Consider the following 26,306-nt stretch of genomic DNA (forward strand, 5'->3'; position numbering starts at 1 on the left):
CAATTACTTCTTCTTGGTGAATTTTTTAAACGATTCTTCGGATATCGGGTGCCCGTGTATTGTGCGGGCGCTCAATTCAACTCTCATATATCGAGTTTCTTTGCCGTCGTTTGCTCCGACCGTTCGTCCCAGATCCATAATTTTCCATGGCTTCCCATTATTAACACTTTGTCCGTTTGCAAAAACATAACGCTCCAGTGCTTCAATATCAGTACCCGGTAAATATCTGGCAGCACCACCGTTGGCAGTAGATTTTACAACGGCGGGCCAAGGCGCTTTTGGAGAAACATGCTTATTACCGTGATTTGTCCATTCGACATCTGGAAGCTTGGGTGTACCTTTGTTGACACTCGTTTTGTGTCCAGGAGCTTGATCGCCCTGTTCAGGAGCGCATTTACCTTTTCCTGGACAATCCTCCAACCCCAACGGATCCACCCAGCCCGTCGGGTTCAGGGTGTATCGATACCCATTGAGCCCGCCCTTGAGCTTGCTCGGATCCAGCGTCAGATACCGTCCCGTCTCCGGATTGTAGTACCGGTGCCGGTTGTAGTGCAGGCCGCTTTCCTGGTCGTGGTATTGGCCTTGGAAGCGCAGCGGTTGTTCCAGGCGCTTGCTGTCGCCATGCCTTAGTTCGGTGAGTTTGCCGTAGCCGTTGTAGCGCGCCGCCCAGACGATTTCACCCTGGTGGCTGGTCAGTTCCTGCGGTGTGCCGAGGTGGTCGTTGTGGTAGTGGAACGGCGTGGCGTTGTCCGGGCCCTCGCCTTCGAGCAGGGCCAATGGGCGGAAGGTGCCGGGTTCGTAGACGTAGCTTTGGTAGTGGCGGTCGCTGCTTTCGGCGATGACTTGCTCGCCTTGCCAGATAAATTCCGTGGTCTGGCCGGCCACGGTCTTTTCGATGCGTCGGCCGAAGGCGTCGTAGCGGTAGGACGTTTCGTTGCCGTCCGGGCTGGTGACGCCGATGAGGCGGTGTTGGCTGTCGTAGCGGTAGTGCGTGACGAGGCATTGGGCTTTGCCGCGGCGTTCGCGGATGAGGTTGCCGTAGGCGTCGTAGTCGTAGTGGCGGTCGCCCTCCATGAGCAGGCGGTTGGCCTTGAGGGTGGTTGGGCCGGGGCGGTCTTGCAGCGACAGGTTGCCGGCCGGGTCGTGGGCGAAGCGTTCGGGGCCTTGGCTGTGGGCATAGTCGATGCGGAGCAGGCGATCTTGCGCGTCGTACTGGTAGCTGCGGCGGTTTCGATTGTCAGAAAGCGCGGCGAGGTTGCCGTTGGCGCTGTAGGAGTAATCACGCCAGAACAATTGGTGCTGCTGGGTCTGCCAGACGGTTTGGGCTTTGAGGCGACCCTGTTCGTCGTAGCGGTAGTCGCTGAGCAGCAGGCCTTGCTGGCGTTGGGTTTCGCGGCCACCCTTGAAGCGGTGTTCGGTCAGGCAGGTGCCGTTGAGGTCGATGGCGATCAGCGCGCCGCCGCGGGCGTGGCGGTAGTCGAGGGTGCTGCGGTCGGGCAGTCGGCAGTGGATCAAACGACCGACGCTGTCATAGCGATAGCGCAGGGTGGCCCAGCCCTGGTGTTCGGCGACGAGACGGTCTTGGGCGTCGTACTCGTAGGCCAGCGGCCAATGGCCGTCGTCGACGCTGACCAAACGGCCAAGGGCGTCGTAGCAGTAATCGACCGCCTCGCCATCTGGCAAGGTTTTTCGCACCAGGCGGCCGGCACTGTCGCGTTGATAGCCGGTGATCAGTTGGCTGCCATCGGCGCCGAACTCGGTCTTTTCCAGCAGGTGGCCGTTGAGGTCGTAGGCATAACCGGTGCGCTGGCCGTCGAAGCCTGTTTCCTGTCGGATCAGTCCGTTGGGCGTGTAGTCCAGCCGATAGTGTTCGCCGGATTCGTTCTCGATGTCCGTCAGCAACAGCCGCGCCGAGTCGTAGCGATATTTCAGCTCGCTGCCGTCGGGGTTGAGCCGACGGCTGATCAGGTGCAGGTCGTCGGCGTATTCGTAGCGGGTGGTGCGGCCCAGTTCGTCCCGTTCGGCGATGACCTTGCCGTAGGCGTTGTAGCGCCAAGTGCGGGTGGCGCCACCGGGCAAGGTGGTTTGCAGCAAACGGCCCACGGCGTCCCATTGGTAATGGGTGATGGCGCCGTGTTCGTCCTGGCGGGTCAGCAAACGCCCTTGGGCGTCGTAGGAAAAACACCGCTGGCTGCCATCAGGCAGGGTTTCTTCCGTCAACTGGCCCAGGCGGTTGCGCACAAAATAATGGGCGCTGGCGTCCGGGTAGCTGATGGTTTTCAGTTGCCCTTGGCCGTCGTAGTGATACCAGGTGCTTTGGCCGTCCGGGTCGATGGCCTCGATGACATCGCCCTGGTCGTTGCGGCGGTAGGTCCACACGGCTTTGCCGCGCTGCCGGGTGTGCAGGAAACCGTTTCGGTATTCGTAGGACGTGGGCTCGTCTTCAGGCGGAATCAGCGCCACCAGCCGTCCGACTTCGTCGTAGCGGTATTCGGTCACCGCGCCGAGCGGGTCTTGCTCGGCGATCAGCCGGCCCTGTTCGTCATAGGCCTTGAGGTGCTCGCCGCCGGCGGGATCGACCTGGCGCACCAGTCGCGCGCGATCGTCGTGGACGTAGACTTCCTGGCTGCCATCGAGGTTATGAACGGTGACGCTGCCGTCCTCGCCCCAGGTGTAGCGGCTGTCCATCTGCGCGAACGACGCCCAGTGCCGCACGCAGCGCGCCGCTGGACCGGAGCCCTGCCACTCCCAGTAAAACTCGCGCCGCCGGCCAGTTGCCGCTGGAGGATGACGTGCTGGTCGTCGTAGTCGTAGCGCTCGCTTTCGCCAGCCGCGTTGGTCGCTTCGATGAGTCGGAAACGGCCGTCGTAGCGGTAGGAAACAAGCGTTTGTTCAGTGCGCCAACTTTCGTCGCGGGTCGGCGCCGGGTGAAAACTCTGGTAATCGATGGCGACCAGGTGGCGGTGTTCGTAGCGTAAACGCAGGCAGCGTCCGGCGCCGTTGTCCAGCCGGCTGATGTCACCGTAGATGTTGCGCTGGATCGTCAGGCGGTTGTCGTACCGATCGCTCAGGGCGATCAGACAACCGTCGCGAAAGTGTAGGAAAGGGGCGTCTTCGCCGGGCTGGGCGATGATCAGTTCGTCCGGCTCATTGCTCAGGTAGATTGCCGCGCGGGCCAGGCTGTTGTGGATGGCCGGGCGTTGCAGGCTGGGCCGGGGAAAGGTGGTGCGACGGTTTTCCTGGTCGAGCCAGATGACCTGCTCGCCTTCGATCAGCAGGCGATGGGCCAGGGCATGGCTCCACCCGCGGCCGAGGCCGATGTCCAGCTCGGCGGCGCTGGTGCGATAGAGGCGGGTGAAGGTAAACGGCAAGCGTCCGTCGAGGATGCCGTCGTCCAAGGTCAGCAGTTCTTCGCCGGTGACCATCGACACCGGGCAGCCGTGGGTGCGGGTCTGGGCGGCGCTGTCGGCCGGGTCGCCGTTGGGGTTTGTCGATTGGGTGGGGACGTCGTCGTGGTGTTCCTGCTTTTTCAGCGTGGTGTTGCGCTGCGCGTCCCAGCGCAACTGCATCCGTCCCTTCTTGACACCAACGGCGATGCCTCGCGCCGCCACGGTTTTATAACGGTCGACGTAGCCCATGAAGCCGTTCACCAGCGCGAAAATGGCGCTGATAAAACGCTTCACCGCGTCCAACAGCCGTGCGCCGTACCGGAACAAGCGCATCGTCAAATAGGCAATGCCCGCCCCCACACCGACAAAGGTCAGCACCACGCCGATCAGCAGATCAATCGCCAATTGCACAACCATCGTGGCGACTGCCGCCGCTGTCCCGCCCGCTAATTCGCTGGGTGGCAGCATCTCCAGCCAAAGCATGGCGGTTCGCACCAGCAGGCAGAGCGCCGCTTCGTCACTGACGAGTAGCTGTAGCTTCGCCATGACCTGTGGTGCCGACTTGGCAAGCTTGACCAAATCGTCCGCACTGCTGCCCAACCGGTCGCCAAATTGGCTGGGATCCTTGAGGATGTCCGACAGCAAACCGATGCTGTCCCACACGCCTTCGATCGCCGCCCAACCGCCAGCGAGCAAGCCATTGCCCACCGCTGCCGCCGAAGTCGCCAACGACTGCTGGGCCCACTGCGGCTTGAAACCCTGCCACTCGCCGCGCAGCCAGTCCGTCAGATCGGAGCTCAAGCCGTCGTAGGAAGAAAACAGATCATCAATTTGCTTGGGGGATACGTCGCCTTGGACGTGAACCCGATAGGACCGCCCCGCCTCGCCCTTGAAAGTCCCGATACCCTGGGCGTCAAGCGTGACTGGAGTGACTTCGCCCGTGTCCACCGACACCACATCGACCACGATGTCGCCCAGCGGGATGTCATACACAGACTCGAGCTTGCTCTCGATCGTCATGCTCCCGCCTTGCGGGCACTGGGCGACGGAAGAGAGAAAATCCTTGTCTTCGATACTGACAGCGGTAATGCCGTCGCCGAAACGAATCAGCCGCTCCATACCCATCAGTGAAGGCAGGTCGGTTGCTTGGCTGGCCCGGTCCGCAGCCCGGCTGTACCAACTTTCGAGCTGCTCGCGGTAGAGAGGGAGGGTGTCCTTGAAGTCGTCGAGTGCCTCCTCGATGCGGCGCACCTGATCCATCAGGACGGGGCTCGGCCATGAGGCAGCAGGAAAAAACGGTCGGACATGGAGGAGCATCTCGCGAGAAATCGGGAAGCGCGAGACTTTGCCGGGGACGGCAGGAAAAATAAGTCAGATAAGGAGACGCAGCTCGTAGGATCGTTCTTTAATTGGCCCTACAGGACCGGCCCACAAGACGGGGAACAACACTGGCCAGACAGCCTGTGGATAACGCTACGGATTCTGGTCGTCGAGCCCCTTGAGCTTGATGTCGGCCAATGGGTGCCCAGCCTTTGCCGCCAGGGTCCACCAACGCGCCGCTTCGGCCGGATCGGGCGCCTTGGTGGTGGAGCCAGCAAGGCTGATGACACCCACTTGATAGGCGGCCTTGCCATCACCGGCCAATGCAGCCAATCGCAGCAGACGAACGCCCTCTTCCCTGGCGCCGAGGCCTTGGCCGCGAAACGTCAGGATATGGCCATAAAAGCTTTGAGCACTGACGTCGCCCAGGTTCGCCATGCGGGCAAATTGACCTTCGAGCCAGGCCCACCCGCGTGGCTGCCGAACGAACCATGACCAATGAAACAACCGGCGCGCGAGCCAATAACCGGCCCGGGCCTTAATACGCCAGAGCATTCAGGCCTCCGCCGATTCGGGGTACTCGTATTCGAACACGCGGACCACTTCCGAAGCATGCCAGGACGCGGCGGCCACACCGTCGGAGGGGCCGGAAAAACGTCCAAGACGTTCAACGCACTCGAAGAAGCCCGTACGTGGCAGTCGGCTGGCACCCTGGCTGATGACCAGCGAACTGCGCAGCGGTTGCTCGGCCCGCGCATCCAGCGCCGCCAGATGTTCAAGCGCCGCAGTCAAGGTCTGCATGGCCGGGCTGGGAAGTTGCAAGCGCTCCAGCAAGGCGCGGTATGTCAATAAATGGCGCTGGCGACGCGCCTGGTCCAACTCACCCAACAACCCGTCCCAATGTTGCCGACTGATCCGTACACTCACGATTCATCCCTCCAACCCGGCACCGTCAGTTCCCAGGCCAGACTGCGCTTGATCGCGGCGTCGGGTTGACGCTCACCGCTTTCGATCATGGCCAGATAAGACGGGCTGATGCCTACCGTGCGGGCCAGCGCCTCGATGGCGATGCCCTTCCCTTCGCGCAGACTGCGCAGTTGATCCAGACCAGGGAGAACCTGGCCGGGTGCCGCCGCATGCGAGACGTTTGCCTCACGCGACGGAGCTTGATTGATGCCGGCTGCCTTCAATAACGACTGGTACTGATCCCACGGTAAAACCGCGTACTCGGGCTCTCCGTCGCGTGTGATTATTTGAATATCCATGAACACCCCGTAGGACAACAACACTTTGCGAGTCAGCTTTTTTCCTAGGAAGTGTAATCCTAAATAGCAGCCAAGGTCGCGGGGCGATGAAGTTCTGAAGGGAAACGGACTGAATCAGGTCTTTTTTTGGACCTTGGAGCTGCAGCTGTTCCGGGGTGTAGGGGAGTCTTTCGACCAGCGCGAGTTTCTCGGGGGATTGCCGGTCACGCCAGGCACGGAACGCACTCAGCTCGTCGTCGAGGGTTTTCATGATCCACGCCAGCACGGCGATATCGTCAAACATGCCAAACATGGGCAGCAAGTCTGGAATCGCATCCAGGGGACTGAGGAAGTACATGAGCCCCGCCACCACCGAGAGCAACGACTTGGCGCTCACCGCCCGGTATTCGCCACGCCAGTAGGCCAGGCACAGCGCCTGCAACAAGCGCAGGTCGTCCTTGAGCTTGCCCAGTCGACCGCCTTCCCGGGCACCCTTGCTGGCAACGGCAAACAGCAACGTCGGCAATCTGCCGCGGGCCAGCAGCCGTCCCGCCAAGGGCAGGAATCGCGTGAAATTCCACGGCGCCTTCATTTTTTCTCCCGCTGAAATGTTATCCACACAAATTGTGGATAACCTTGTGAACAGAGCTGCGTTTCACCGCTGAAGCCCCCGTTTTATAAGGGCCCGGCTTAGATCGGGCGTTTTTTACTCACATAAAAAAACCCAATATTTCATTGACTTGATGGGTCGACTGCGTCTAGCACAGCGCCCGTATTGCCTATGACTATGGCCTGCGCCGGGCGTTCGGTTTTTTTCATCATCTACCGAAAGCCGAATGCAACAACGCCCCGCATAAGCGAGGCGTTGTCTTTATAGCAGACGCGATTACTTGGCTGCGTCTTCTTTTGCCGGATCCTTGATAGCCAACAGTTCCAGGTCAAACACCAGGACCGAGTTGGCAGGAATGGCCGGGCTCGGGCTCTGGGCGCCGTATGCCAGATCACTCGGGATGTACAGCTTGTATTTCTCGCCGACGTGCATCAGTTGCAGACCTTCGACCCAACCCGGGATCACGCCGCTAACCGGCAGGTCAATCGGGCTGCCACGCTCAACGGAGCTGTCAAACACGGTGCCGTTGGTCAGCTTGCCGGTGTAGTGAACGGTCACTACGTCGGTTGGCTTGGGCTGTGCGCCGTCGGCTTTCTTGACCACTTCGTACTGCAAGCCGGAAGCGGTGGTGGTCACGCCGGCCTTCTTGCCGTTTTCCTCGAGGAATTTCTTGCCGGCAGCTGCCGACTCTTCGCTCATCTTGGCCATGCGCTCTTCGGCACGCTTTTGCAGTGCGGCAAAGGCCTCGACCAATTCTTCGTCTTTCAGCTTCTGTTCTTTCTTGCCGACGGCATCTTCGATGCCCTGGGCAACCGCTTTGGAGTCCAGGTCATCCATACCTTCCTGAGCCAGGCTCTTGCCCATGTTCAGGCCAATACCGTAGGAAGCTTTCTGCGCCGGGGTTTTCAGCTCTACGCTGGTCTGCGAGTCGCAACCCGCGAGTACCAGGCCAACCAGGGCTACCGCCGCCGCCAACCGATGCTGTTTCATGCTATTTCCTTGTTCATGCGCCTAAAGGGCAATCGAGTAAAGCCGCGAGCTTATCAGGCGGCCACGACCAATGGCTACCGGCATGTGAGCCGCAAACCGATGATAAGTTCAGGTCGGCAAACGCTTTTTAATCCCAGGTAGATGAAGCATCTGTCATCGATTTCGTACAGAGACGGATTGCCGCCCCCCTGCAGCCCAAGGGTAATGGCCACTTGCCGGCCAGGCGGCACTGAGGCATAAGGACATATCAAAAAAACAAGGACGTTACCGTGCGCCTCCTCTCTCGCCTCCTCTTGCTGATCCTCGCATTGCTCATCGTGATCGTGGCCGTAGTGCTTTATTACGTCGCCAACCCACGCCTGCCGGTCTACACACCTGTCGAACAGGTGCATTACCTGGACCAATGGAGCGCCAGCGAGCGCCAGACTTACTATTTCACGCCCCAGGGTACCCAGGTCAAAGGCCTGCGTTACGACTGGTTCACCGCGCTTGAACTGCCGTTTTCGCAGCAGCGCTTCGCGTCGCCGGAGTACCTGGCGCGCTTCGGTTTCCTGGTCGATCCGGCGCAAAAAGCCACGCCGGACAATCCCGGCAACTTGCCGGTAGGCTTCACACGACACCAGAACGCGGGCAGCAGCGAGCAATATCTGGACATCACTTGCGCCGCCTGCCACACCGGCGAACTGCACTTCAAGGGCCAGGCGATACGGATCGATGGCGGTTCCGCCCAACACGTCCTGCCGTCGACCGTTCCGACATTACGCGGGGGCAGTTTCGGACAGGCCATGGTCGCCAGTCTCGCCTCGACCTACTACAACCCATGGAAATTCGAACGTTTCGCCCGCCAAGTGCTGGGCAAGGACTATGACGCCCGCCACGAAGCGTTGCGCAAGGCATTCAAGGTTTCCCTGGACACTTTCCTGCGCACGGCCTGGAATGACACGCACCGCGGCCTCTACCCCACCCAGGAAGGCCCGGGCCGTACCGACGCCTTTGGCCGTATCGCCAATGCCAGTTTCGGCGATGCCATTTCGGCGGAAAACTACCGGGTCGCCAACGCACCGGTGGATTACCCTCAGTTGTGGGAAATCTGGACCTTTGACTGGGTGCAGTGGAACGGTTCGGCCCAGCAACCGATGGCCCGTAACGTCGGCGAAGCGTTAGGGGTCGGTGCTACCTTGAATTTCTTCGATGCCCAGGGCAAGCCGTTGCAAGGTGACGCCCGCTACCCTTCCAGTGTGCGCGTGCGCGACCTGAACAAGATCGAAGAAACTCTGCAACTGCTCAAGCCTCCCGCGTGGCCGGAAGCGCTACTGGGCTCGATCGACAAGCCCTTGGCCGCCAAGGGCCGGGCACTGTTCGCCGAGAACTGCGCCGGTTGCCATGTTCCTAAAGTCGTACAAGGCCCTGACAGGCCAGTCCAGCAACTGCACATGCTGCCGGTGCAAGTGATCGGTACTGATCCCGGCACGGCCAACAACATCGCCGACCATCGCTTCAACCTGACCAGCCTGCAGTGGGACCCGGCCGAGCTGGCCAAACTCGACGTGCAACTGCACCCCACCCCGACGGAACCGCTGGATCTGAGTCAGGTATCGGTCGCCAAGGGCCTGGCCTACGTCACCGCATTCGTCGAAAACCGCGCCTATCGCGACGCCGGCGTCACCCCCGTCGAGCGCCCGGCCCTGGATGGTTTCGGGCTGCCCATCGGCGTTCGTGAATTGCGCGCCTACAAAGCGCGACCACTGGCGGGCGTCTGGGCCACGCCACCCTTCCTGCACAACGGCTCGGTTCCGACGATCTATCAATTGCTGTCGCCGCAGGATGAACGGGCGACCACCTTCTATAAAGGCACCTTCGAATACGATCCGCGACATCTGGGCTATCGCACCGAAGCCTTTGCCAACGGCTTCCTCTTCGACACCAAGATCACCGGCAACCACAACAGCGGTCATGAATTCCGCGCTGGCGAACGAGGCAACGGCGTCATCGGGCGCTTGCTGCAACCGCAGGAACGCTGGGCCTTGCTGGAATATCTGAAGGTGCTTGGCGGGCCGCTGGAGTCGCAACTGTAATGATGAACCTCATAAGTAAAAGGATGTTTGCATGTTGATCACGCTCTGGCTGCGCCTCGGCGCCTTTTTGGGCAAGACGCTCCTGTGGCTGCTGGGTTTCGGGCTCCTCGGCTGGGCCTTGGCCACAGCCTGGTTTGCCTGGCAGCACAACGGGCCGGTCCCGGACCAGGAACAGATACCGCCCGGCGAAAGCGCCATGACCCAGGACATCATCCAGACCGCGATCCGCATCGTTGATCAGCACCGCGAAGGCACGCGTTACCTGCGCGACGCCCATGCCAAGGCACACGGTTGCGTCATGGCCGAAGTCCAGGTGCCCGGTGACTTGCCTGCGCCGTTGCGCCAGGGTGTATTCGCCGAACCGGGCAAGACCTGGCAAGCAACGATCCGCCTCTCCAACGGCAACGCCTATCCACAATTCGACAGCTTGCGCGATGCCCGGGGGATGGCCATCAAGTTGCTGGATGTGCCTGGCAAGCAACTGCTGGCCGATCGGCAATCCCAGGGTGAGCAGGATTTCGTGATGTTTAATCATCCGAATTTCTTTGTCAGCGATGTCGCCGAGTACCGTCAGAATGTGGCCGCTCAGGCTGACGGAAAGAAGGCAATGGCGTTCTTTCCGAGCCTCGACCCACGCACCTGGCAGATCCGGCATTTGTTCATCGCCCTGGCGACACTTTCGCCACCACCGGCCAGCCCGACCCAGACCACTTATTTCTCGGTATCGCCTTACAAATTCGGCGAGGCCAATGCCAAGTTTCGCGTCGCACCGGACCCGGACAGCTGTCCGGGCTACACCTTGCCGCCGCAGAACCAGGATTTGCCGAATTTCTTGCGTAGCGCGCTGAATCAGCAGTTATCCACCGATCGCGTGCCGGCCTGTTTTGTCTTGCAGATCCAGCGTCAGGATCCGAGCAAGTACATGCCGATCGAAGACACCAGCATTGAATGGAATGAAAGCGATGCACCGTTCGAGACGGTGGCGCGCATCAAGGTACCGGCCCAGGACTTCGATACGCCCAAGCTGAACCTGGCGTGTGATAACCAGTCGTTCAACCCGTGGTTCGGTATCGAGGCCCATCGTCCGATTGGCGGTATCAACCGTTTGCGCAAGGCGGTTTATGAGGCGGTCAGCGATTACCGTCATAGCCGCAATGCCGAGCAGTAGGACAGAGGCAAAAAGACAGGCAACAAAAAAGCCCGCTCAAATGAGCGGGCTTTTTGTTGGCAACCTGGCGTTCAGTATTCCAAGTGCCGAATATGGCGCAGCGGACGGGACTCGAACCCGCGACCCCCGGCGTGACAGGCCGGTATTCTAACCGACTGAACTACCGCTGCGCGTAACATTGAAAGTTTGGTGGGTGATGACGGGATCGAACCGCCGACATTCTGCTTGTAAGGCAGACGCTCTCCCAGCTGAGCTAATCACCCTTCACTTTCGATGCGGGGCGCATTCTCTCACAGTTTTTTGTAACGTGCTGATTTAATTAACAAATCCAGCAAAAAACATGAGCGACGCACACCGCAGGAACTGCAAACAGCAAAAAGCCCGCGTTAGCGGGCTTTCCGTGGTGACCTGGCGTTCAGTGTTCCAGGTAACCGAATATGGCGCAGCGGACGGGACTCGAACCCGCGACCCCCGGCGTGACAGGCCGGTATTCTAACCGACTGAACTACCGCTGCGCGTAACACTGGAAGCGAATGGTGGGTGATGACGGGATCGAACCGCCGACATTCTGCTTGTAAGGCAGACGCTCTCCCGGCTGAGCTAATCACCCTTCACTTTCGGTGTGGCGCGCATTCTACGGAGCAGCCCCTGAGCTGGCAAGCACTTTTTAAATTAATTTTTCAGGCCTTCCAAAGGCTTAGCGAAGGGTTGGCCTATGGCGCCGCGAAGAGAATAATGCCCCCCTTTGTATAAAGGAGAGACTCACCCCATGTGGTTCAAGAACCTGCTTATCTATCGCCTGACCCAAGATCTGCCTGTTGATGCCGAGGCGTTGGAAACTGCACTGGCGAGCAAACTGGCGCGCCCCTGTGCAAGCCAGGAGTTGACCACTTACGGTTTCGTCGCGCCGTTTGGCAAAGGCGAAGATGCACCCTTGGTGCACGTCAGCCAGGATTTCCTGTTGATCGCCGCGCGCAAGGAAGAACGCATCCTGCCTGGCAGCGTCGTGCGCGACGCGGTCAAGGAAAAGGTCGAGGAAATCGAAGCCGAGCAAATGCGCAAGGTCTATAAAAAGGAACGGGACCAGATCAAGGATGAAATCATCCAGGCCTTCCTGCCTCGCGCGTTTATCCGTCGCTCGTCCACTTTTGCCGCCATCGCGCCAAAACAGGGCCTGATCCTGGTCAACTCCGCCAGCCCGAAACGCGCCGAAGACTTGCTCTCCACGCTGCGCGAAGTCATCGGCACGCTGCCCGTGCGTCCGCTCACCGTGAAGACCGCACCGACCGCGATCATGACCGACTGGGTCAAGACGCAGAAAGCTGCTGACGATTTCTACGTGCTGGACGAATGTGAACTGCGCGACACCCATGAAGACGGCGGGATCGTGCGTTGCAAGCGTCAGGACCTGACCAGCGACGAAATTCAGCTGCACCTGAACACCGGCAAGGTGGTGACCCAACTGTCGCTGGCGTGGCAGGACAAGTTGTCGTTCGTGCTCGACGACAAGATGGTGGTCAAGCGCCTGAAATTCGAAGACCTGCTGCAAGACCAGGCGGAGCAGGATGGCGGCGACGAGGCTCTTGGCCAGTTGGACGCCAGTTTCACGCTGATGATGCTGACGTTTGGCGAGTTCCTGCCGGCGCTGGTGGAAGCGCTGGGCGGGGAAGAGATTCCGCAGGGGATCTAAAGACTGTTGGTCTCTATGTGGGAGCGGGCTTGCTCGCGAAGGCTGACTGATATTCAACGATGATGTTGAATGACACTTCGCTTTCGCGAGCAAGCCCGCTCCCACATTGGGTTTGTGGTGTTCTTAATAATAAGGATCAGGTCATGCGTGCACTGGCTGCATTGAGCCGCTTTGTCGGCAATACGTTCGCTTACTGGGTGTTGTTCTTTGCGGTGCTGGCATTCATGCAACCGCAGTGGTTCGTCGACCTGAAGGTCGCCATCGTGCCCCTGCTGGGGCTGGTGATGTTCGGCATGGGCCTGGCACTCAAACTTGAAGACTTTGCCGAAGTGGCGCGTCGTCCGGGACGCGTGGCCCTGGGCGTGATTGCCCAGTTCGTGATCATGCCGGGTACGGCGTGGTTGCTTTGCCAAGTATTCAGCCTGCCGCCGGAAATTGCCGTCGGGGTGATCCTGGTGGGCTGTTGCCCGAGCGGCACCTCTTCCAATGTCATGACCTGGCTCGCACGCGGTGACCTGGCCCTGGCCGTGGCGATTTCCGCCATCACCACCCTGCTCGCCCCTTTGCTGACCCCGGCACTGATCTGGCTGCTGGCTTCGGCCTGGCTGCCGGTGTCGTTCTCCGCGTTGTTCTGGTCGATCCTGCAGATTGTGTTGTTGCCCATCGCTCTGGGCATCATTGCCCAGCGACTGTTGGGCGCGCGGGTTCGTCATGCTGTTGAAGTGCTGCCTCTGGTCTCGGTGGTCAGCATCGTGATTATCGTCGCCGCAGTGGTCGCGGCCAGCCAGGCGAAGATCGCCGAATCCGGCTTGCTGATCATGGCCATTGTCGTCCTGCACAACAGCTTCGGCTACTTGCTGGGGTATTTCACCGGTCGGCTGTTCGGACTGCCGCTGGCCCAGCGCAAGACCTTGTCCCTGGAAGTCGGCATGCAGAACTCCGGCTTGGGCGCGGCGCTGGCCAGCGCGCACTTTTCGCCATTGGCGGCGGTGCCCAGTGCGCTGTTCAGCGTCTGGCACAATATTTCCGGGGCACTGCTCTCGACCTGGTTCCGCCGCATGAGCGAAAAACAGGACCGTGAGCAATTGGCCCGGCAGGCGGCGGACTGAGCGAGCGACTTGATCAAACGGTCAGCATTGGGCATCCTTCTGCCCAATGCGGGGACGACCCCGCTGCTCCATTGGAGTTTTTCTTGTCCGGGGACGACCCCATCCATTGATGAGGTGTGTGATGTCCTGGATCATTCTGTTTTTTGCCGGCCTGTTCGAAGTCGGCTGGGCTGTCGGCCTGAAGTACACCGACGGCTTCAGCCGCCCGCTCCCCACTGCGCTGACCATTGCCGCCATGGCGATCAGCCTCGGCCTGCTTGGCCTTGCAATGAAGGAATTGCCGCTGGGCACGGCCTACGCGATCTGGACCGGGGTCGGTGCCGTGGGCACGGTGATCGCCGGGATCATTCTGTTTGGTGAGTCAATGGCGCTGGTTCGGTTGGCCAGCGTCGCGTTGATCGTTGCCGGGCTGATCGGGCTCAAGGTCAGCGCTTAGATCCGTTTCTGTGGGAGCGAGCTTGCTCGCGATTACAATCAGCCTGCTGGCGTCGATGTCACAGGCAGACCGCTATCGCGAGCAAGCTCGCTCCCACAGGGTTTCGGCTTATCTCACAGCCCCGCGCAACTCCCCCACCAGCGCTTGCAACTTCGCAGGCTCAGCCGCCTCGACCGCCACCGCCGTCCCCGCCACCAAAGTCACTCGCGACCAAAAACGACGGAACATTCCTTTACTCGGATCGCGACTGAAGAAGCTCCCCCACAACCCTTGCAGCGCCAGCGGGATCACCGGCACCGGGGTTTCCTGGAGGATGCGCGTCAAGCCACTCTTGAACTCATTGATCTCACCGTCGGCGGTCAACTTTCCTTCAGGGAAGATGCACACCAGCTCACCGTCTTTCAGATACTGGGCGATGCGGCTGAAGGCTTTTTCGTAGATATGGATGTCTTCCTGGCGCCCGGCAATCGGAATCGTCCCGGCGGTGCGAAAGATAAAGTTCAGCACCGGCAGGTTGTAGATCTTGTAGTACATGACAAAGCGAATCGGCCGACGCACCGCGCCGCCAATCAACAAGGCATCGACAAACGACACGTGATTGCACACAAGCAGCGCGGCGCCTTCGTCAGGAATCGCGTCCAGGTTGCGATGCTCCACGCGGTACATGGAGTGGCTGAGCAGCCAGATCATGAAACGCATGCTGAACTCGGGGACGATCTTGAAGATGTAGGCGTTGACGCCAATGTTCAGCAGCGACACCACCAGGAACAACTGCGGAATCGACAGCTTGGCCAGGCTCAGCAGGACGATGGAGACAATCGCCGAGACCACCATGAACAAGGCATTGAGAATGTTGTTGGCGGCGATGACCCGCGCCCGCTCGTTTTCGACGGTACGCGACTGGATCAGTGCATACAGGGGCACGATGTAGAAACCACCGAAGATGCCCAGGCCGAGAATATCGATCAGCACCAGCCAGGCGTGGCCGAACCCGAGAATCTGCAGCCAGCCGTGGCCGTCGACGCTGTCGGGGATCCCACCGGAATGCCACCACAGCAGCAGGCCGAACACGGTCAGCCCGAACGAGCCGAACGGCACCAGGCCGATCTCGACTTTGCGCCCCGACAGCTTTTCGCAGAGCATCGAGCCCAAGGCGATCCCCACCGAGAACACCGTAAGGATCAGGGTCACGACGGTTTCATCGCCGTGCATCCATTCCTTGGCATAGGCGGGAATCTGCGTCAGGTAGATCGCCCCGACAAACCAGAACCATGAGTTGCCAACGATGGAACGGGATACCATGCGGCGTCTGCCCCAGGCCCAACTTCAGCGTGGCCCAGGACTGGCTGAAAATGTTCCAGTTCAAGCGCATCTGCGGCGAAGCGGCCGCTGCCCGTGGGATGCTGCGACTGGCCAGGTAGCCGGCCGCGGCAATGCCGACAATCGCCACTGACACGACTGGCGCGTAGTGCGCCGACGACATCATGATTCCTGCGCCGATGGTGCCGGCGAGGATCGCCAGGAACGTCCCCATCTCCACCAGGCCATTGCCGCCAACCAGTTCATCCTCGCGCAGGGCCTGCGGCAGAATCGAATACTTCACCGGCCCGAACAGCGCCGAGTGGGTGCCCATGGCAAACAGCGCCACCAGCATCAGCCACAGGTGATCGAACAGGAACCCCAACGCACCGACCGCCATGATCGCGATCTCGCCCAGCTTGATCAGGCGAATCAACGCATCCTTGGCGAACTTTTCTCCAAACTGGCCCGCCAAGGCGGAGAACAGGAAGAACGGCAAGATGAACAAGAGCGCGCAGAGGTTGACCCAGATCGAGCGGTCACCCTCGATGGTCAGTTTGTAGAGGATGGCGAGAATCAGCGACTGCTTGAAAATGTTGTCGTTGAACGCGCCAAGGGACTGCGTAATGAAGAACGGCAGGAAGCGCCGCGTGCGAAGCAAATTGAACTGCGAAGGGTGACTCATCTTCCATGTTCCTGAGTGGCGTGGACGCTTATTGGAATGACGCTTTTTCGATCCAGGCCACACATTACCTGTCTTTGCCGATTATTTCGCCAACCCCGATATACACGGCGACACAAACAACTCACCGTGCCAGGCGCCGACCAGCGTGCGCCAGCCAACGATCAGCCACATCACCACCAGCAGCGCCACCAGCCCCCAGCCGAACACACTGAAAAACGCCAGGCCCAGCAGGCTCGCCAGCTTCAGGGTCGTCAGCGCGTACACGCCCAAGGGAAAGGTGAAGCCCCACCAACCAAGGTTGAACGGGATGCCTTCACGTAAATAGCGCGCGGTGATCAACAGCGCCATCAACATCCACCAGAAACCGAAGCCCCACAAGGTGATGCCGGCGACCAATCCCAGGCCTGAAGCGACCTCGCCCATGCCCGGCAGACCATTGGCGGCGAAAATCATGGGCGCATCACCGCCCAGCAACAACATGCCCAGGGCGCCGGTACCGATCGGGCCAAGGGCCAGCCAGCTCGAAGCAGCCATGTTTTCGTGGGGCAGTTTATGCAGGGCCATGCGCAACAGCAGGATCGTCAGAATGCTGAATGCCACCGGTAGGGAAAATGCCCAGAGTATGTAGCTGGTGACCAATATCACCAGTTGCGAATGGGCGTCCCCAAGGTGCGGTGCCAATAACCCACCGCTGGCGGCGGCGACTTCGGCGGCCACCACGGGCAACAGCCACACGGCCGTCATCTGGTCGATGCGGTGTTCCTGGCGGGTAAACATCAGGTACGGAATCAACACGCCACAGGCCAATGACATCGCCACGTCGATCCACCACAACACCTCGACCAGCGACAGCACGCCCTCCCCCCAGCGCGGTACGCCGAACAGCAGGAAACCGTTGATGATGGTTGCCAGCCCCATCGGAATCGTACCGAAAAACATCGACACGGTTGAATGTCCGAAAATCCGCCGGGCCTCATCAAAGAAGAGCACCCAGCGAGCGGTGTAGAGCCCGGCAAACACAATGAACAGCAAAATGTTGAGCAACCACAGCCCTTCAGCCACCCGGTGCAAGCCCGGGGTCGCCCCGGGCAACTGCGCCAAGGCCAGCGCCAGCACACCGGTGCCCATAGTGGCGGCGAACCAATTCGGGGTGAATTGCCGAACGACTTCCAGCGGACTCGGCAGATGGCTCAGGGGGCGCAGGCGATATCTTTCAGCACGGCACGTCATGGTCACTTCTCTCCTCGGATAAGGTGACGCCATGCTAGAACCAGAAAGAATATCTATATAACGGGTAATTTCTCTATATCTAATCTGTTTTGCAGATATACGATCAAGAACGAAGCCCATCAGCCAACGGTTTCGCGGGTTGGCGCAGCAAGCCTGCCAGCGCGCCGACGGCCATTAAGATCAGCACTGCACCAAAACCATTGGTGGTCGGAATCAGACCGTAGAGACGCGTCAGGTTCCCAGCCAGCAGCGACGGCAAGCTGAACGCCAAGTAGCTGAGCACATAGAACGCCGACATCAACCCCGCCCGTTCGTGGGGCAAGGCCAGCGGCATGATGCTGCGCAGGGCACCGAGGAATCCCGAACCGAAACCGCTGCCGGTAATCAGCGTGCCAATGAAAAACAAGGGCAGGCTGGCCGTGTGCACGGCGATCAGCACCAGGGCCAGGCCAAGTACCAGCAGGCTGGCGCCAAGCCGCAGCATCATGTCCGCCGCGCGGTTACGCAGGGCATAGATCGACAACGCCCCCGTGAGCGTCAACACGGCCACCAGCGCACCGCCGATCAGGTTCGACGTCGAGCCGGTCGCGGCCCGAACCAAAGACGGGGCCAGGGACAGATAGAATCCACCGACCGCCCAGGCCGCCAAGTCCAAGGGCAATATCAGCCACAATGCGCGCCGCGCCTGGACCGGCACATGTAAGGTCGGGCGCAGCGATCGCCAGGCCCCGGGTTGTGGGCTGACGCTTTCCGCCAGGCGCCAGAGGTAAATGGCTTGGAAGACAAACAACGCCAACAGAATCCAGTAGGTCAGTTGCAACGGCATCGGCGCGAATTCTGCCAACAAGCCACACCCCATCGCGCCACATGCCATGCCCAGTAGAGGCGCCACGCTGGTGATCAGCGGGCCCTGCTGGCGATCGAAATCCAGCAACGCTGCGCCCAAGACACTGGTGGCCATGCCCGTGGCGAAGCCCTGGATCAACCGCGCGCCGATCAACCAGGCGACACTCTCGGCATTGATAAATAGCAGCATCGCCAGCACGTTGAGCAGCAACGCGACGAAAATCACCGGTCTGCGGCCGAGGTAATCAGACAACGAGCCGACGACCAACAGGGCCGCCAACAGACTGAACGCGTACACGCCGAAGATTAGTGTCAGGATCGCCGGGGAGAATTGCATGTGCTCCTGGTAGAGGTGGTACAACGGCGTCGGCGCGCTGGACGCCGCCAGAAAACCGAGCAAGGTGATCGCCAGAAATATCAGGCTGACGCGGGTCGAAGCTGGACGAGACATGGGCACGCTCCACAAGGACATTCATAAAAGCTAATTTTTTGCTTTTGCCGAGTGTGCTACCGGTGTGTGCTTAAAGCAAATTCTTTGTGTTAAGGTCCGACACATGGCTATCAAAGAAGGTTTACGCCCCGGCGGCAGAAGCGCCCGGGTCCAAGAGTCGATTCATTCGGCGGTGCGCGCCCTGCTCCAGGAGCAGGATCGCGCCACCCTGACCGTGCCGCAGATCGCTGCGCGCGCGGGCGTCACGCCGTCCACCATTTACCGGCGCTGGGGCGATCTGCCGGCGCTGCTGGCCGACGTCGCCATCGAGCGCATGCGCCCCGACGGCGAACCGGCCAACACCGGCAGCCTGCGCGGCGACTTGCGCGCCTGGGCCGAGCAATACCTGGACGAAATGACTTCCGAGCCCGGCCGCAACATGATGCGCGACATCCAGGCCTGCGCCACGCCGGGGTATTGCGTGGGCATTATCAGCGGCCAACTGCAGATCATCCTGGACCGTTATCCCGATGAGCCGAATCCCGGGATCGAGCGGTTGGTGAACGTGATCGTCGCGCCGACGGTGTTTCGCATCCTCTTCGCCACGGCGCCGCTGGAGGTCGAGGAGTTGTATCGGTTGGTGGATATGGCGTTGGATCAGTGAAAATGCCATCGCGAGCAAGCTCGCTCCCACATTGGATTTCGGTGTGCCACAAATCTTGTATTCGATAAATAGCCATTGTGGGAGCGGGCTTGCTCGCGAAAGCGGCCCGAAAGAACACTAAATAATTCCCCACCCGCGACACCCCGCCGCGCCTCGACCTTGGTCGACACTGACGAACCCGAGCGGGCATGCGAGACTGTCTTGCCGGGCTCAAGCCCGGGCGTATTTGTCTGGGAGTTTCCATGTCGCTGTCCAGCGGGCTGATCGCCGTTGTCGCCCTGGCCTATATGGCCATCATGTTCGCCATCGCCTTCTACGGCGACCGACGCAGCACGCCGCTGCCGCCGCGCGTGCGGGCGTGGGTCTATAGCCTGTCGCTGGCAGTGTATTGCACCAGTTGGACGTTCTTTGGCGCAGTGGGCCAGGCCGCCGAACAACTCTGGGCCTTCCTGCCGATCTACCTCGGGCCGATCCTGTTGATGGTGTTGGCGCCGTGGGTCCTGCAGAAGATGGTGATGATCAGCAAGCAGGAGAACATCACCTCCATCGCCGACTTCATCGCCGCCCGCTATGGCAAGTCCCAATCCCTGGCGGTGGTGGTGGCCCTGATCTGCCTGGTCGGCGTGCTGCCCTACATTGCCTTGCAGCTCAAGGGGATCGTGCTCGGGGTGAACCTGTTGATCGGCGCCGGAGCCGACGCCATGGGCACCCGGGCGCAGGATACGGCGTTGATCGTCTCGCTGATCCTGGCACTGTTCACGATTGTCTTCGGCACCCGCAACCTCGACGCCACCGAGCACCACCGCGGCATGGTGCTGGCGATTGCCTTTGAATCCCTGGTCAAGTTGTTCGCCTTCCTGGCGGTCGGCGCGTTTGTCACGTTCGGCCTTTATGACGGCTTCGACGATCTCTTCAACCAGGCGATGCTGGCGCCGCGACTGGAGCAGTACTGGAAAGAAACCATCAACTGGCCGTCCATGGTGGTGCAGACCGGGGTGGCGATGATGGCGATCATTTGCCTGCCGCGGCAGTTCCACGTCACCGTGGTCGAGAACATCGAACCCCAGGACCTGCGCCTGGCCAAATGGGTGTTCCCCGCCTACCTGGCCCTGGCGGCGCTGTTCGTCGTGCCGATCGCCCTCGCCGGGCAAATGATGTTGCCCAGCTCGGTGTTGCCGGACTCGTTCGTCATCAGCCTGCCACTGGCCCAGGCCCATCCGGCGCTGGCGGTGCTGGCTTTCATCGGCGGCGCCTCGGCCGCCACCGGCATGGTGATCGTCGCGAGTGTCGCGCTGTCGACCATGGTCTCCAATGACATGCTGTTGCCCTGGCTGCTGCGCCGCAACAATGCCGAGCGGCCGTTCGAAGTATTCCGCCAATGGATGCTGTCGGTACGCCGGGTGAGTATTGTCGTGATCCTCCTGCTGGCCTACGTCAGCTATCGATTGCTGGGTTCGACAGCGAGCCTGGCGACCATCGGCCAGATCGCCTTCGCCGCCGTGACGCAGCTGGCGCCCGCCATGCTCGGCGCGCTGTACTGGAAACAGGCAAACCGGCGCGGTGTGTTTGCCGGCCTCGCCATGGGCATATTCCTCTGGTTCTACACCCTGGTGCTGCCGATCGCCGCCCACAGCCTGGGCTGGTCGCTGGGCAGTTTCCCAGGCCTGGCCTGGCTGCATGGCAACCCACTGAACCTGCCGATCACCCCGCTGACCCAAGGCGTCGTCCTGTCCCTCGCCGGCAACTTCATATTGTTCGCCTGGGTCTCGGTGCTGTCGCGCACCCGGGTGTCGGAGCACTGGCAGGCTGGACGCTTCATCGGCCAGGAGATCAGCGCCCGCCCCAATCCTCGCTCGATGCTGGCGGTGCAGATCGATGATCTGTTGCAACTTGCCGCCCGCTTCGTCGGCGAAGAACGCGCGCGCCAGAGCTTCATCCGCTTTGCCTATCGCCAAGGCAAGGGCTTCAACCCAAGCCAGAACGCCGACAGCGAATGGATCGCCCACACCGAGCGCCTGCTGGCCGGCGTCCTGGGGGCCTCTTCGACGCGAGCGGTGGTGAAGGCGGCGATCGAAGGCCGGGAGATGCAACTGGAAGACGTCGTGCGGATCGCCGACGAAGCGTCCGAGGTGCTGCAATTCAACCGGGCCCTGCTGCAAGGCGCCATTGAAAACATCACCCAAGGCATCAGCGTGGTCGATCAGTCCCTGCGGCTGGTGGCGTGGAACCGCCGGTACCTGGAATTGTTCAACTACCCCGACGGCTTGATCAGCGTCGGTCGGCCGATCGCCGACATCATCCGCTACAACGCCGAGCGCGGCCTCTGTGGTCCGGGCGAGGCGGAAGTCCATGTCGCCCGGCGCCTGCACTGGATGCGCCAGGGCCGCGCGCACACCTCGGAACGGCTATTCCCCAACGGCCGGGTGATCGAGCTGATCGGCAATCCGATGCCAGGCGGCGGTTTTGTCATGAGTTTCACCGATATCACCGCGTTCCGCGAAGCCGCCCAGGCCTTGACCGAAGCCAACGAAGGGCTGGAACAACGGGTGGCCGAACGCACCCGCGAACTCTCGCAACTGAACCTGGCCCTGACCGAAGCCAAGAGCACGGCCGAATCCGCGTACCAATCCAAGACCCGCTTCCTCGCCGCTGTCAGCCATGACCTGATGCAACCGCTCAACGCCGCGCGACTGTTCTCCGCCGCGCTGTCCCACCAGCACGACGGCTTGCCGGGCGAGGCCCGGCAGTTGGTCCAGCATCTGGACAGCTCATTGCGCTCGGCCGAGGACCTGATCACTGACCTGCTGGACATTTCCCGGCTGGAAAACGGCAAGATCAACCCCGACCGCAAGCCGTTCGCCCTCAACGATTTGTTCGACACGCTGGGCGCCGAATTCACGGCGCTGGCCCAGGAGCAAGGCCTGAAATTTCGGGTTCGTGGTTCGCGGCTGCGGGTCGACAGCGACATCAAGTTGCTGCGGCGCGTTCTGCAGAACTTCCTCACCAACGCCTTCCGCTACGCCAAGGGGCCGGTGCTGCTGGGCGTACGCCGCCGCGACGGTGAGCTGTGCTTGGAGGTCTGGGATCGAGGGCCGGGCATCGCCGAAGACAAACAGCAAGTGATTTTCGAAGAGTTCAAACGCCTCGACAGCCATCAGACCCGCGCCGAAAAAGGCCTCGGCCTCGGCCTGGCGATCGCTGATGGGCTGTGCCGCGTGCTTGGCCATACATTGCGCGTACGCTCCTGGCCGGGGCGCGGCAGTGTGTTCAGCGTCAGCGTGCCGCTGGCCAGCACGCAAGTCGTGGCGCCCACTGTCGTGGTCGAGCCCAACGGTCACTTGCCCAGCGGAGCGCAGGTGCTGTGCGTGGACAACGAAGACAGCATCCTGATTGGCATGGACAGCCTGCTGACCCGCTGGGGTTGCCGGGTGTGGACCGCGCGCAACCGCGAGGAATGCGAGCGCTGGCTGACCCAGGGTGGCCGCCCGCAACTGGCCCTGGTGGATTTTCATCTGGACGACGGCGAAACGGGTACCGAGTTGATGGCCTGGTTGCGCACGCGGATGGGCGAACCGGTGCCGGGCGTGGTGATCAGCGCCGACGGCCGGCCCGAGACCGTGGCCCAGGTGCATGCGGCGGGATTGGATTACCTGGCCAAGCCAGTGAAACCGGCGGCGTTGAGAGCGTTGTTGAGCCGGCATTTGCCGTTGTAATCCAGGGAAAAGGTAACCCCCTGTGGCCAGGGAGCTTGCTCCCGCTGGGCCGGTCCGACGCCTCGGGCGTAGCGGCCCTCTTATTTGTGAGCGCTGCGCACTCAAGCGGGAGCAAGCTCCCTCGCCACAAGGGGGGCGGTGCAAACCTTGAAGGCTACTGACCCTGGCTTTCTTCGCCGGTCTCTTCAGGCAACCCATCCACATCCGCCATTGCGCGCTCGAGCAGTTCCGCAGGCAGGCTCTTGCTCGCACGGGCGCCCAGCAGCTTCAGTTGTTCGCTGCGGCTGACCAGGTTGCCGCGCCCTTCCGTCAGCTTGTTGCGTGCAGCGGCGTAGGCTTTGTCCAACTGCTGCAAGCGGCTGCCGATTTCATCCAGGTCTTGGATGAACAGGACGAACTTGTCATACAGCCACCCCGCCCGCTCGGCGATTTCCCGGGCGTTCTGGCTCTGGCGTTCCTGTTTCCACAGGCTGTCGATCACCCGCAAGGTCGCCAACAGCGTAGTCGGGCTGACGATGACGATGTTGCGATCGAAGGCTTCCTGGAACAGATTAGGCTCGGCTTGCAGGGCCGCGGAAAATGCCGCTTCGATCGGCACGAACAGCAACACGAAATCCAGGCTGTGCAAACCGTCCAGGCGCTTGTAGTCCTTGCCGGCCAAGCCTTTGACGTGGGCCCGCAACGACACCACGTGTTGCTTGAGGGCGAGCTGGCCGATGGCATTGTCCTCGGCGGCCACGTATTGCTGGTAAGCCGTCAGGCTGACTTTTGAATCGACGACGACTTGCTTGTCGCCGGGCAGGTAGATCAACACGTCTGGCTGGAAACGTTCACCATCCGGGCCCTTGAGGCTGACTTGGGTCTGGTATTCGCGGCCCTTCTCCAGGCCGGCATGTTCCAGGACACGCTCCAAAATCAATTCGCCCCAGTTGCCCTGGGTTTTCTGGCCCTTGAGCGCCCGGGTGAGGTTGGTGGCTTCATCGCTCAGGCGCAGGTTCAGTTGTTGCAGCCGCTCCAGCTCCTTGCCCAGGGAGAATCGCTCCCGCGCCTCGGCCTGATAGCTTTCTTCGACGCGTTTTTCGAAGGACTGGATGCGCTCCTTCAGTGGATCGAGCAATTGCCCGAGGCGCTGCTGGCTGGTTTCGGCGAAGCGCTGTTCGCGCTCATCGAAGATTTTCCCCGCCAGCTCAGCGAACTGGGCGCGCAATGCGTCTCGCGAGCCTTGCAGGTCGTCCAGGCGCTGCTGATGGCTTTCCTGCTGCTCGCGCAATTCGGCATGCAACGAGGCCGCCTGGGCATCGAGGCGGCGCAGTTCCGCTTCTTTATTGGCGCGCTCCAGGTTCCAGGCATGAGCTGCGTCCCTGGCGTTGTCGCGCTCGATCTGCAGCAACTCGACCTCGCGACACGCAGCGGCGAGCTCGGCCTGCTTGGCAGCATTGGCCTGGCTCAGGTCGCTGATTTCGTCGCGGCAAGCATCGAGTTGGGCGTTCAACCCATCGTGGGCCATGTGGGCGGTGGCCAGGCGTTCTTCCAGCAGTGCCAGTTCGGTCTGCGCCGCGCTGGCCTGGCGTTGCAGGTGCCAGGCCAGCGCCAACAGCGGCACCGCAGCGCCTGCCAGGCCGAGCAACAGGCTGGTCAAATCCATCGCCATGACAATTCCCGCGCAAGAAATAAAGGCCGAAGGTTAACCAAGCCGCCAAGCGTTGCCCAGCTCAGTCTTCGATTTCGCCCAATGCCTGGCGGGCTCGATGATCGCCGGCCCGCGCGGCTTGGCGCAGCAAGTCCTGGCCGATGCGGCGGTCTCGCGCGTTGCCACATTCGCGGCACATCAACTGGCCGAGGCGACTTTGCGCAGCCACCACGCCTTCACGCGCCGGCTGCTTGAGCAGGCGACCGGCCAAGTGCTTGACGCTAGGGCGTTCGCCCAGGCGCGGGCTGTCCAGCAGCCACTCGGCGACGCGCATCGATATGCGTTTGGGTGGGGTAACACCGGAGGGTGCGGCGGTAACAGGATTTGATACGGAGCGAAACTTCATGACGCACTACGGGACAGATCGGAAGGCGCGCCACTCTACTCCTTTTTTCGTACGGGTAAAGTCGAAAAAATCCAGCACGCCCGTCCTAGAGCAAGCGCGCGGGACAATCCACAGAAGCTGTGGATAACTCAGTGGACAACCCACCCTGAACCCGCCGCAAGCCCTGTGGAACGGGGCCTGCGCTCAAACTGACGATTTTTTCACCAGTAAAAAAAAGCGATGTTTTTCATTGACTTAAATTTTGGATACAGGCACCTACCCCGGAATGTTTCAACGTGACAGTTAGGTGACAACTCGGTGCACCGGTGTGTACAAGTAACATCCGAACGGTTATATCGCCGCGCTTTTTTGGCTCATCAGGGCTTGCATCCTGTGGACAAATCTGATCAATGAAGGCAAACCGCCAGCTGCCGGTCGTCGGCGGGACTGTTTCTTTTTGACCAACGCCCTTCCCTTCAACGATTCGATCCGTTAGTATCCGCGGCGTTAGTACCAAGCTGAAAGTCAATTCCGGGTCGGAAACATCTCTGCGGTCAGCCATCCCCCAAGGGACGCCTCACCGAAAAAAGGGACCGCCCCCCTCGATGGTTTCCAGGTAACCCTTGCACCGACACGCTTTTCGCACGAATGCGAGGTGTGATGCCAGGCTCATTACTCTGACCGAACCAACCTGCAAAATTGATCAGGATCTTCACCCTGGGCCCAGAACCTTTGCCCTTGTCGTGTTGCCTGCCCTCCTAAGTACCTACCTGCCAGCCCAAGCGCGCCCTTTATATAGCGCTCAAACTGGCTGCTTTGTTCCAGTCGGGTTCTTCGTTCGACCAATGGTGGTCGACGTTACTGGAACGTTTTAACGCTGCACGGTTCTTAACCGTGTCATTTGCAGGAACACCCATAACATGTCTAATCAAATCCAGACACAGGATGCCATTCGCACCCTAACCAACGCTTTTGCTCCAATGAACTGCCTGATCATGGCCGCTCGCAAAGGCTGCTTCAGCTTCACGCTGGTCAACGAACACGGTATCGCTCGTCACAGCGAACGCTTGTATCCCGACCAGTACTCCAGCGAAGAACCGCTGCAGGCCGTGATCAAGCGTACCCGCCAGGCATTGGTTGCCTGAAACGCCGAAGCGCTGAAACCCAAAGGCCCCGCCCGAAAAGCGGGGCTTTTTATTGCCCGGCGTTTCTCGATAAAGCGCAGCGGCGTAAGTACGTATCGCTATAACAGTCATAACCGTTCGGCGAACATGGTTTAAAAACAGGCCTTTACAGCGCAGATATGACACTACACTTCAACTCGAGCGGCATGATCCGCTTCGGCGGAGCCTGAACCGATCCACCCGCTGCCAAGCCCATACCTTCAGGCTTC

The 26,306-nt window shown here is 60.8% G+C and carries 16 protein-coding genes, 4 tRNA genes and 3 pseudogenes; 8 read left to right on the forward strand and 15 right to left on the reverse strand.

What is annotated here, in order from left to right; translation table 11 throughout:
• Positions 1-3: 3 nt before the first annotated feature.
• The 6 genes and pseudogenes from AB4N42_RS24440 to AB4N42_RS24465 form a co-directional block, all read right to left on the reverse strand.
• A pseudogene (locus AB4N42_RS24440) lies at positions 4-4,649 on the reverse strand (RHS repeat-associated core domain-containing protein).
• Between the two features lie 213 nt (positions 4,650-4,862).
• Positions 4,863-5,264, reverse strand: a complete 402-nt coding sequence (locus tag AB4N42_RS24445) for an SEL1-like repeat protein (RefSeq protein WP_030142013.1) — start codon at positions 5,262-5,264, stop codon at positions 4,863-4,865.
• Positions 5,265-5,636 (reverse strand): hypothetical protein, encoded by a 372-nt coding sequence (locus tag AB4N42_RS24450; RefSeq protein ID WP_003179080.1) that lies wholly within the window; start codon positions 5,634-5,636, stop codon positions 5,265-5,267.
• The gene (locus tag AB4N42_RS24455) at positions 5,633-5,974 is read right to left on the reverse strand and encodes a helix-turn-helix domain-containing protein (protein ID WP_249875755.1); all 342 of its coding nucleotides are present in this window, start codon (positions 5,972-5,974) and stop codon (positions 5,633-5,635) included. Before AB4N42_RS24455 ends, AB4N42_RS24450 begins: the two co-directional genes overlap by 4 nt.
• 118 nt (positions 5,975-6,092) lie before the next feature.
• Positions 6,093-6,545: pseudogene (locus AB4N42_RS24460) on the reverse strand (YkvA family protein); the annotation flags it as partial.
• Between the two features lie 294 nt (positions 6,546-6,839).
• A complete protein-coding gene (locus AB4N42_RS24465; RefSeq protein ID WP_030142016.1) occupies positions 6,840-7,553 on the reverse strand; it encodes an FKBP-type peptidyl-prolyl cis-trans isomerase in 714 nt (237 codons plus the stop codon).
• Positions 7,554-7,822: 269 nt separating this feature from the next.
• On the opposite strand from AB4N42_RS24465, the gene AB4N42_RS24470 reads away from it, so the two are divergent.
• The gene (locus tag AB4N42_RS24470) at positions 7,823-9,628 is read left to right on the forward strand and encodes a di-heme-cytochrome C peroxidase (RefSeq protein WP_030142017.1); all 1,806 of its coding nucleotides are present in this window, start codon (positions 7,823-7,825) and stop codon (positions 9,626-9,628) included.
• 31 nt (positions 9,629-9,659) lie between these two features.
• Positions 9,660-10,796: a catalase family protein gene (locus tag AB4N42_RS24475; protein WP_460115461.1), complete on the forward strand. Its 1,137-nt coding sequence runs from the start codon at positions 9,660-9,662 to the stop codon at positions 10,794-10,796.
• 93 nt (positions 10,797-10,889) lie between these two features.
• On the opposite strand, the gene AB4N42_RS24480 is transcribed toward AB4N42_RS24475, so the two are convergent.
• From AB4N42_RS24480 to AB4N42_RS24495, 4 genes are all read right to left on the reverse strand, one after another.
• Positions 10,890-10,966, reverse strand: a tRNA-Asp gene (locus AB4N42_RS24480).
• Positions 10,967-10,983: 17 nt separating this feature from the next.
• Positions 10,984-11,059, reverse strand: a tRNA-Val gene (locus AB4N42_RS24485).
• A gap of 175 nt (positions 11,060-11,234) precedes the next feature.
• Positions 11,235-11,311, reverse strand: a tRNA-Asp gene (locus tag AB4N42_RS24490).
• A gap of 19 nt (positions 11,312-11,330) precedes the next feature.
• A tRNA-Val gene (locus tag AB4N42_RS24495) sits at positions 11,331-11,406 on the reverse strand.
• Between the two features lie 159 nt (positions 11,407-11,565).
• Here AB4N42_RS24495 and rdgC point away from each other — a divergent pair.
• The 3 genes from rdgC (at position 11,566) to sugE (ending at position 14,031) form a co-directional block, all read left to right on the forward strand.
• A complete protein-coding gene (gene rdgC, locus AB4N42_RS24500; protein ID WP_030142368.1) occupies positions 11,566-12,486 on the forward strand; it encodes a recombination-associated protein RdgC in 921 nt (306 codons plus the stop codon).
• A 143-nt stretch (positions 12,487-12,629) separates the two neighbouring features.
• Entirely contained in the window at positions 12,630-13,595 is a 966-nt protein-coding gene (locus AB4N42_RS24505) for a bile acid:sodium symporter family protein (protein WP_030142369.1), read from the forward strand.
• A 121-nt stretch (positions 13,596-13,716) separates the two neighbouring features.
• Positions 13,717-14,031, forward strand: a complete 315-nt coding sequence (gene sugE / locus AB4N42_RS24510; protein WP_003204587.1) for a quaternary ammonium compound efflux SMR transporter SugE — start codon at positions 13,717-13,719, stop codon at positions 14,029-14,031.
• Positions 14,032-14,139: 108 nt separating this feature from the next.
• Here sugE and AB4N42_RS24515 read toward each other — a convergent pair.
• From AB4N42_RS24515 to AB4N42_RS24525, 3 genes and pseudogenes are all read right to left on the reverse strand, one after another.
• Positions 14,140-16,015 (reverse strand): annotated as a pseudogene (locus tag AB4N42_RS24515) (MFS transporter).
• Between the two features lie 81 nt (positions 16,016-16,096).
• Positions 16,097-17,245 carry a TDT family transporter gene (locus AB4N42_RS24520; RefSeq protein WP_334597074.1) on the reverse strand — a complete coding sequence of 383 codons (1,149 nt, stop codon included), beginning with the start codon at positions 17,243-17,245 and terminating at the stop codon, positions 16,097-16,099.
• Positions 17,246-17,348: 103 nt separating this feature from the next.
• Positions 17,349-18,542 (reverse strand): MFS transporter, encoded by a 1,194-nt coding sequence (locus AB4N42_RS24525; protein ID WP_217861435.1) that lies wholly within the window; start codon positions 18,540-18,542, stop codon positions 17,349-17,351.
• Between the two features lie 103 nt (positions 18,543-18,645).
• Between AB4N42_RS24525 and AB4N42_RS24530 the strand changes: the two genes are divergently transcribed.
• Together AB4N42_RS24530 and AB4N42_RS24535 are read left to right on the forward strand one after the other, a co-directional pair.
• Complete coding sequence (locus tag AB4N42_RS24530; protein WP_030142373.1) at positions 18,646-19,185, forward strand: TetR/AcrR family transcriptional regulator; 540 nt, start codon at positions 18,646-18,648, stop codon at positions 19,183-19,185.
• 242 nt (positions 19,186-19,427) lie between these two features.
• Positions 19,428-22,898: a hybrid sensor histidine kinase/response regulator gene (locus AB4N42_RS24535; RefSeq protein WP_198798102.1), complete on the forward strand. Its 3,471-nt coding sequence runs from the start codon at positions 19,428-19,430 to the stop codon at positions 22,896-22,898.
• Positions 22,899-23,052: 154 nt separating this feature from the next.
• Here the strand turns inward: AB4N42_RS24535 and AB4N42_RS24540 are convergent, their stop codons facing one another.
• On the reverse strand, positions 23,053-24,435 hold the full coding sequence (locus AB4N42_RS24540; RefSeq protein ID WP_187293364.1) for a DNA recombination protein RmuC: 1,383 nt from the start codon (positions 24,433-24,435) through the stop codon (positions 23,053-23,055).
• A 175-nt stretch (positions 24,436-24,610) separates the two neighbouring features.
• Entirely contained in the window at positions 24,611-24,934 is a 324-nt protein-coding gene (locus tag AB4N42_RS24545; RefSeq protein WP_030142376.1) for an SEL1-like repeat protein, read from the reverse strand.
• 899 nt (positions 24,935-25,833) lie between these two features.
• On the opposite strand from AB4N42_RS24545, the gene AB4N42_RS24550 reads away from it, so the two are divergent.
• Positions 25,834-26,058 carry a hypothetical protein gene (locus AB4N42_RS24550; protein WP_030142377.1) on the forward strand — a complete coding sequence of 75 codons (225 nt, stop codon included), beginning with the start codon at positions 25,834-25,836 and terminating at the stop codon, positions 26,056-26,058.
• Positions 26,059-26,306: the final 248 nt, after the last annotated feature.

It is taken from the genome of Pseudomonas sp. H2_D02, from assembly GCF_054677635.1.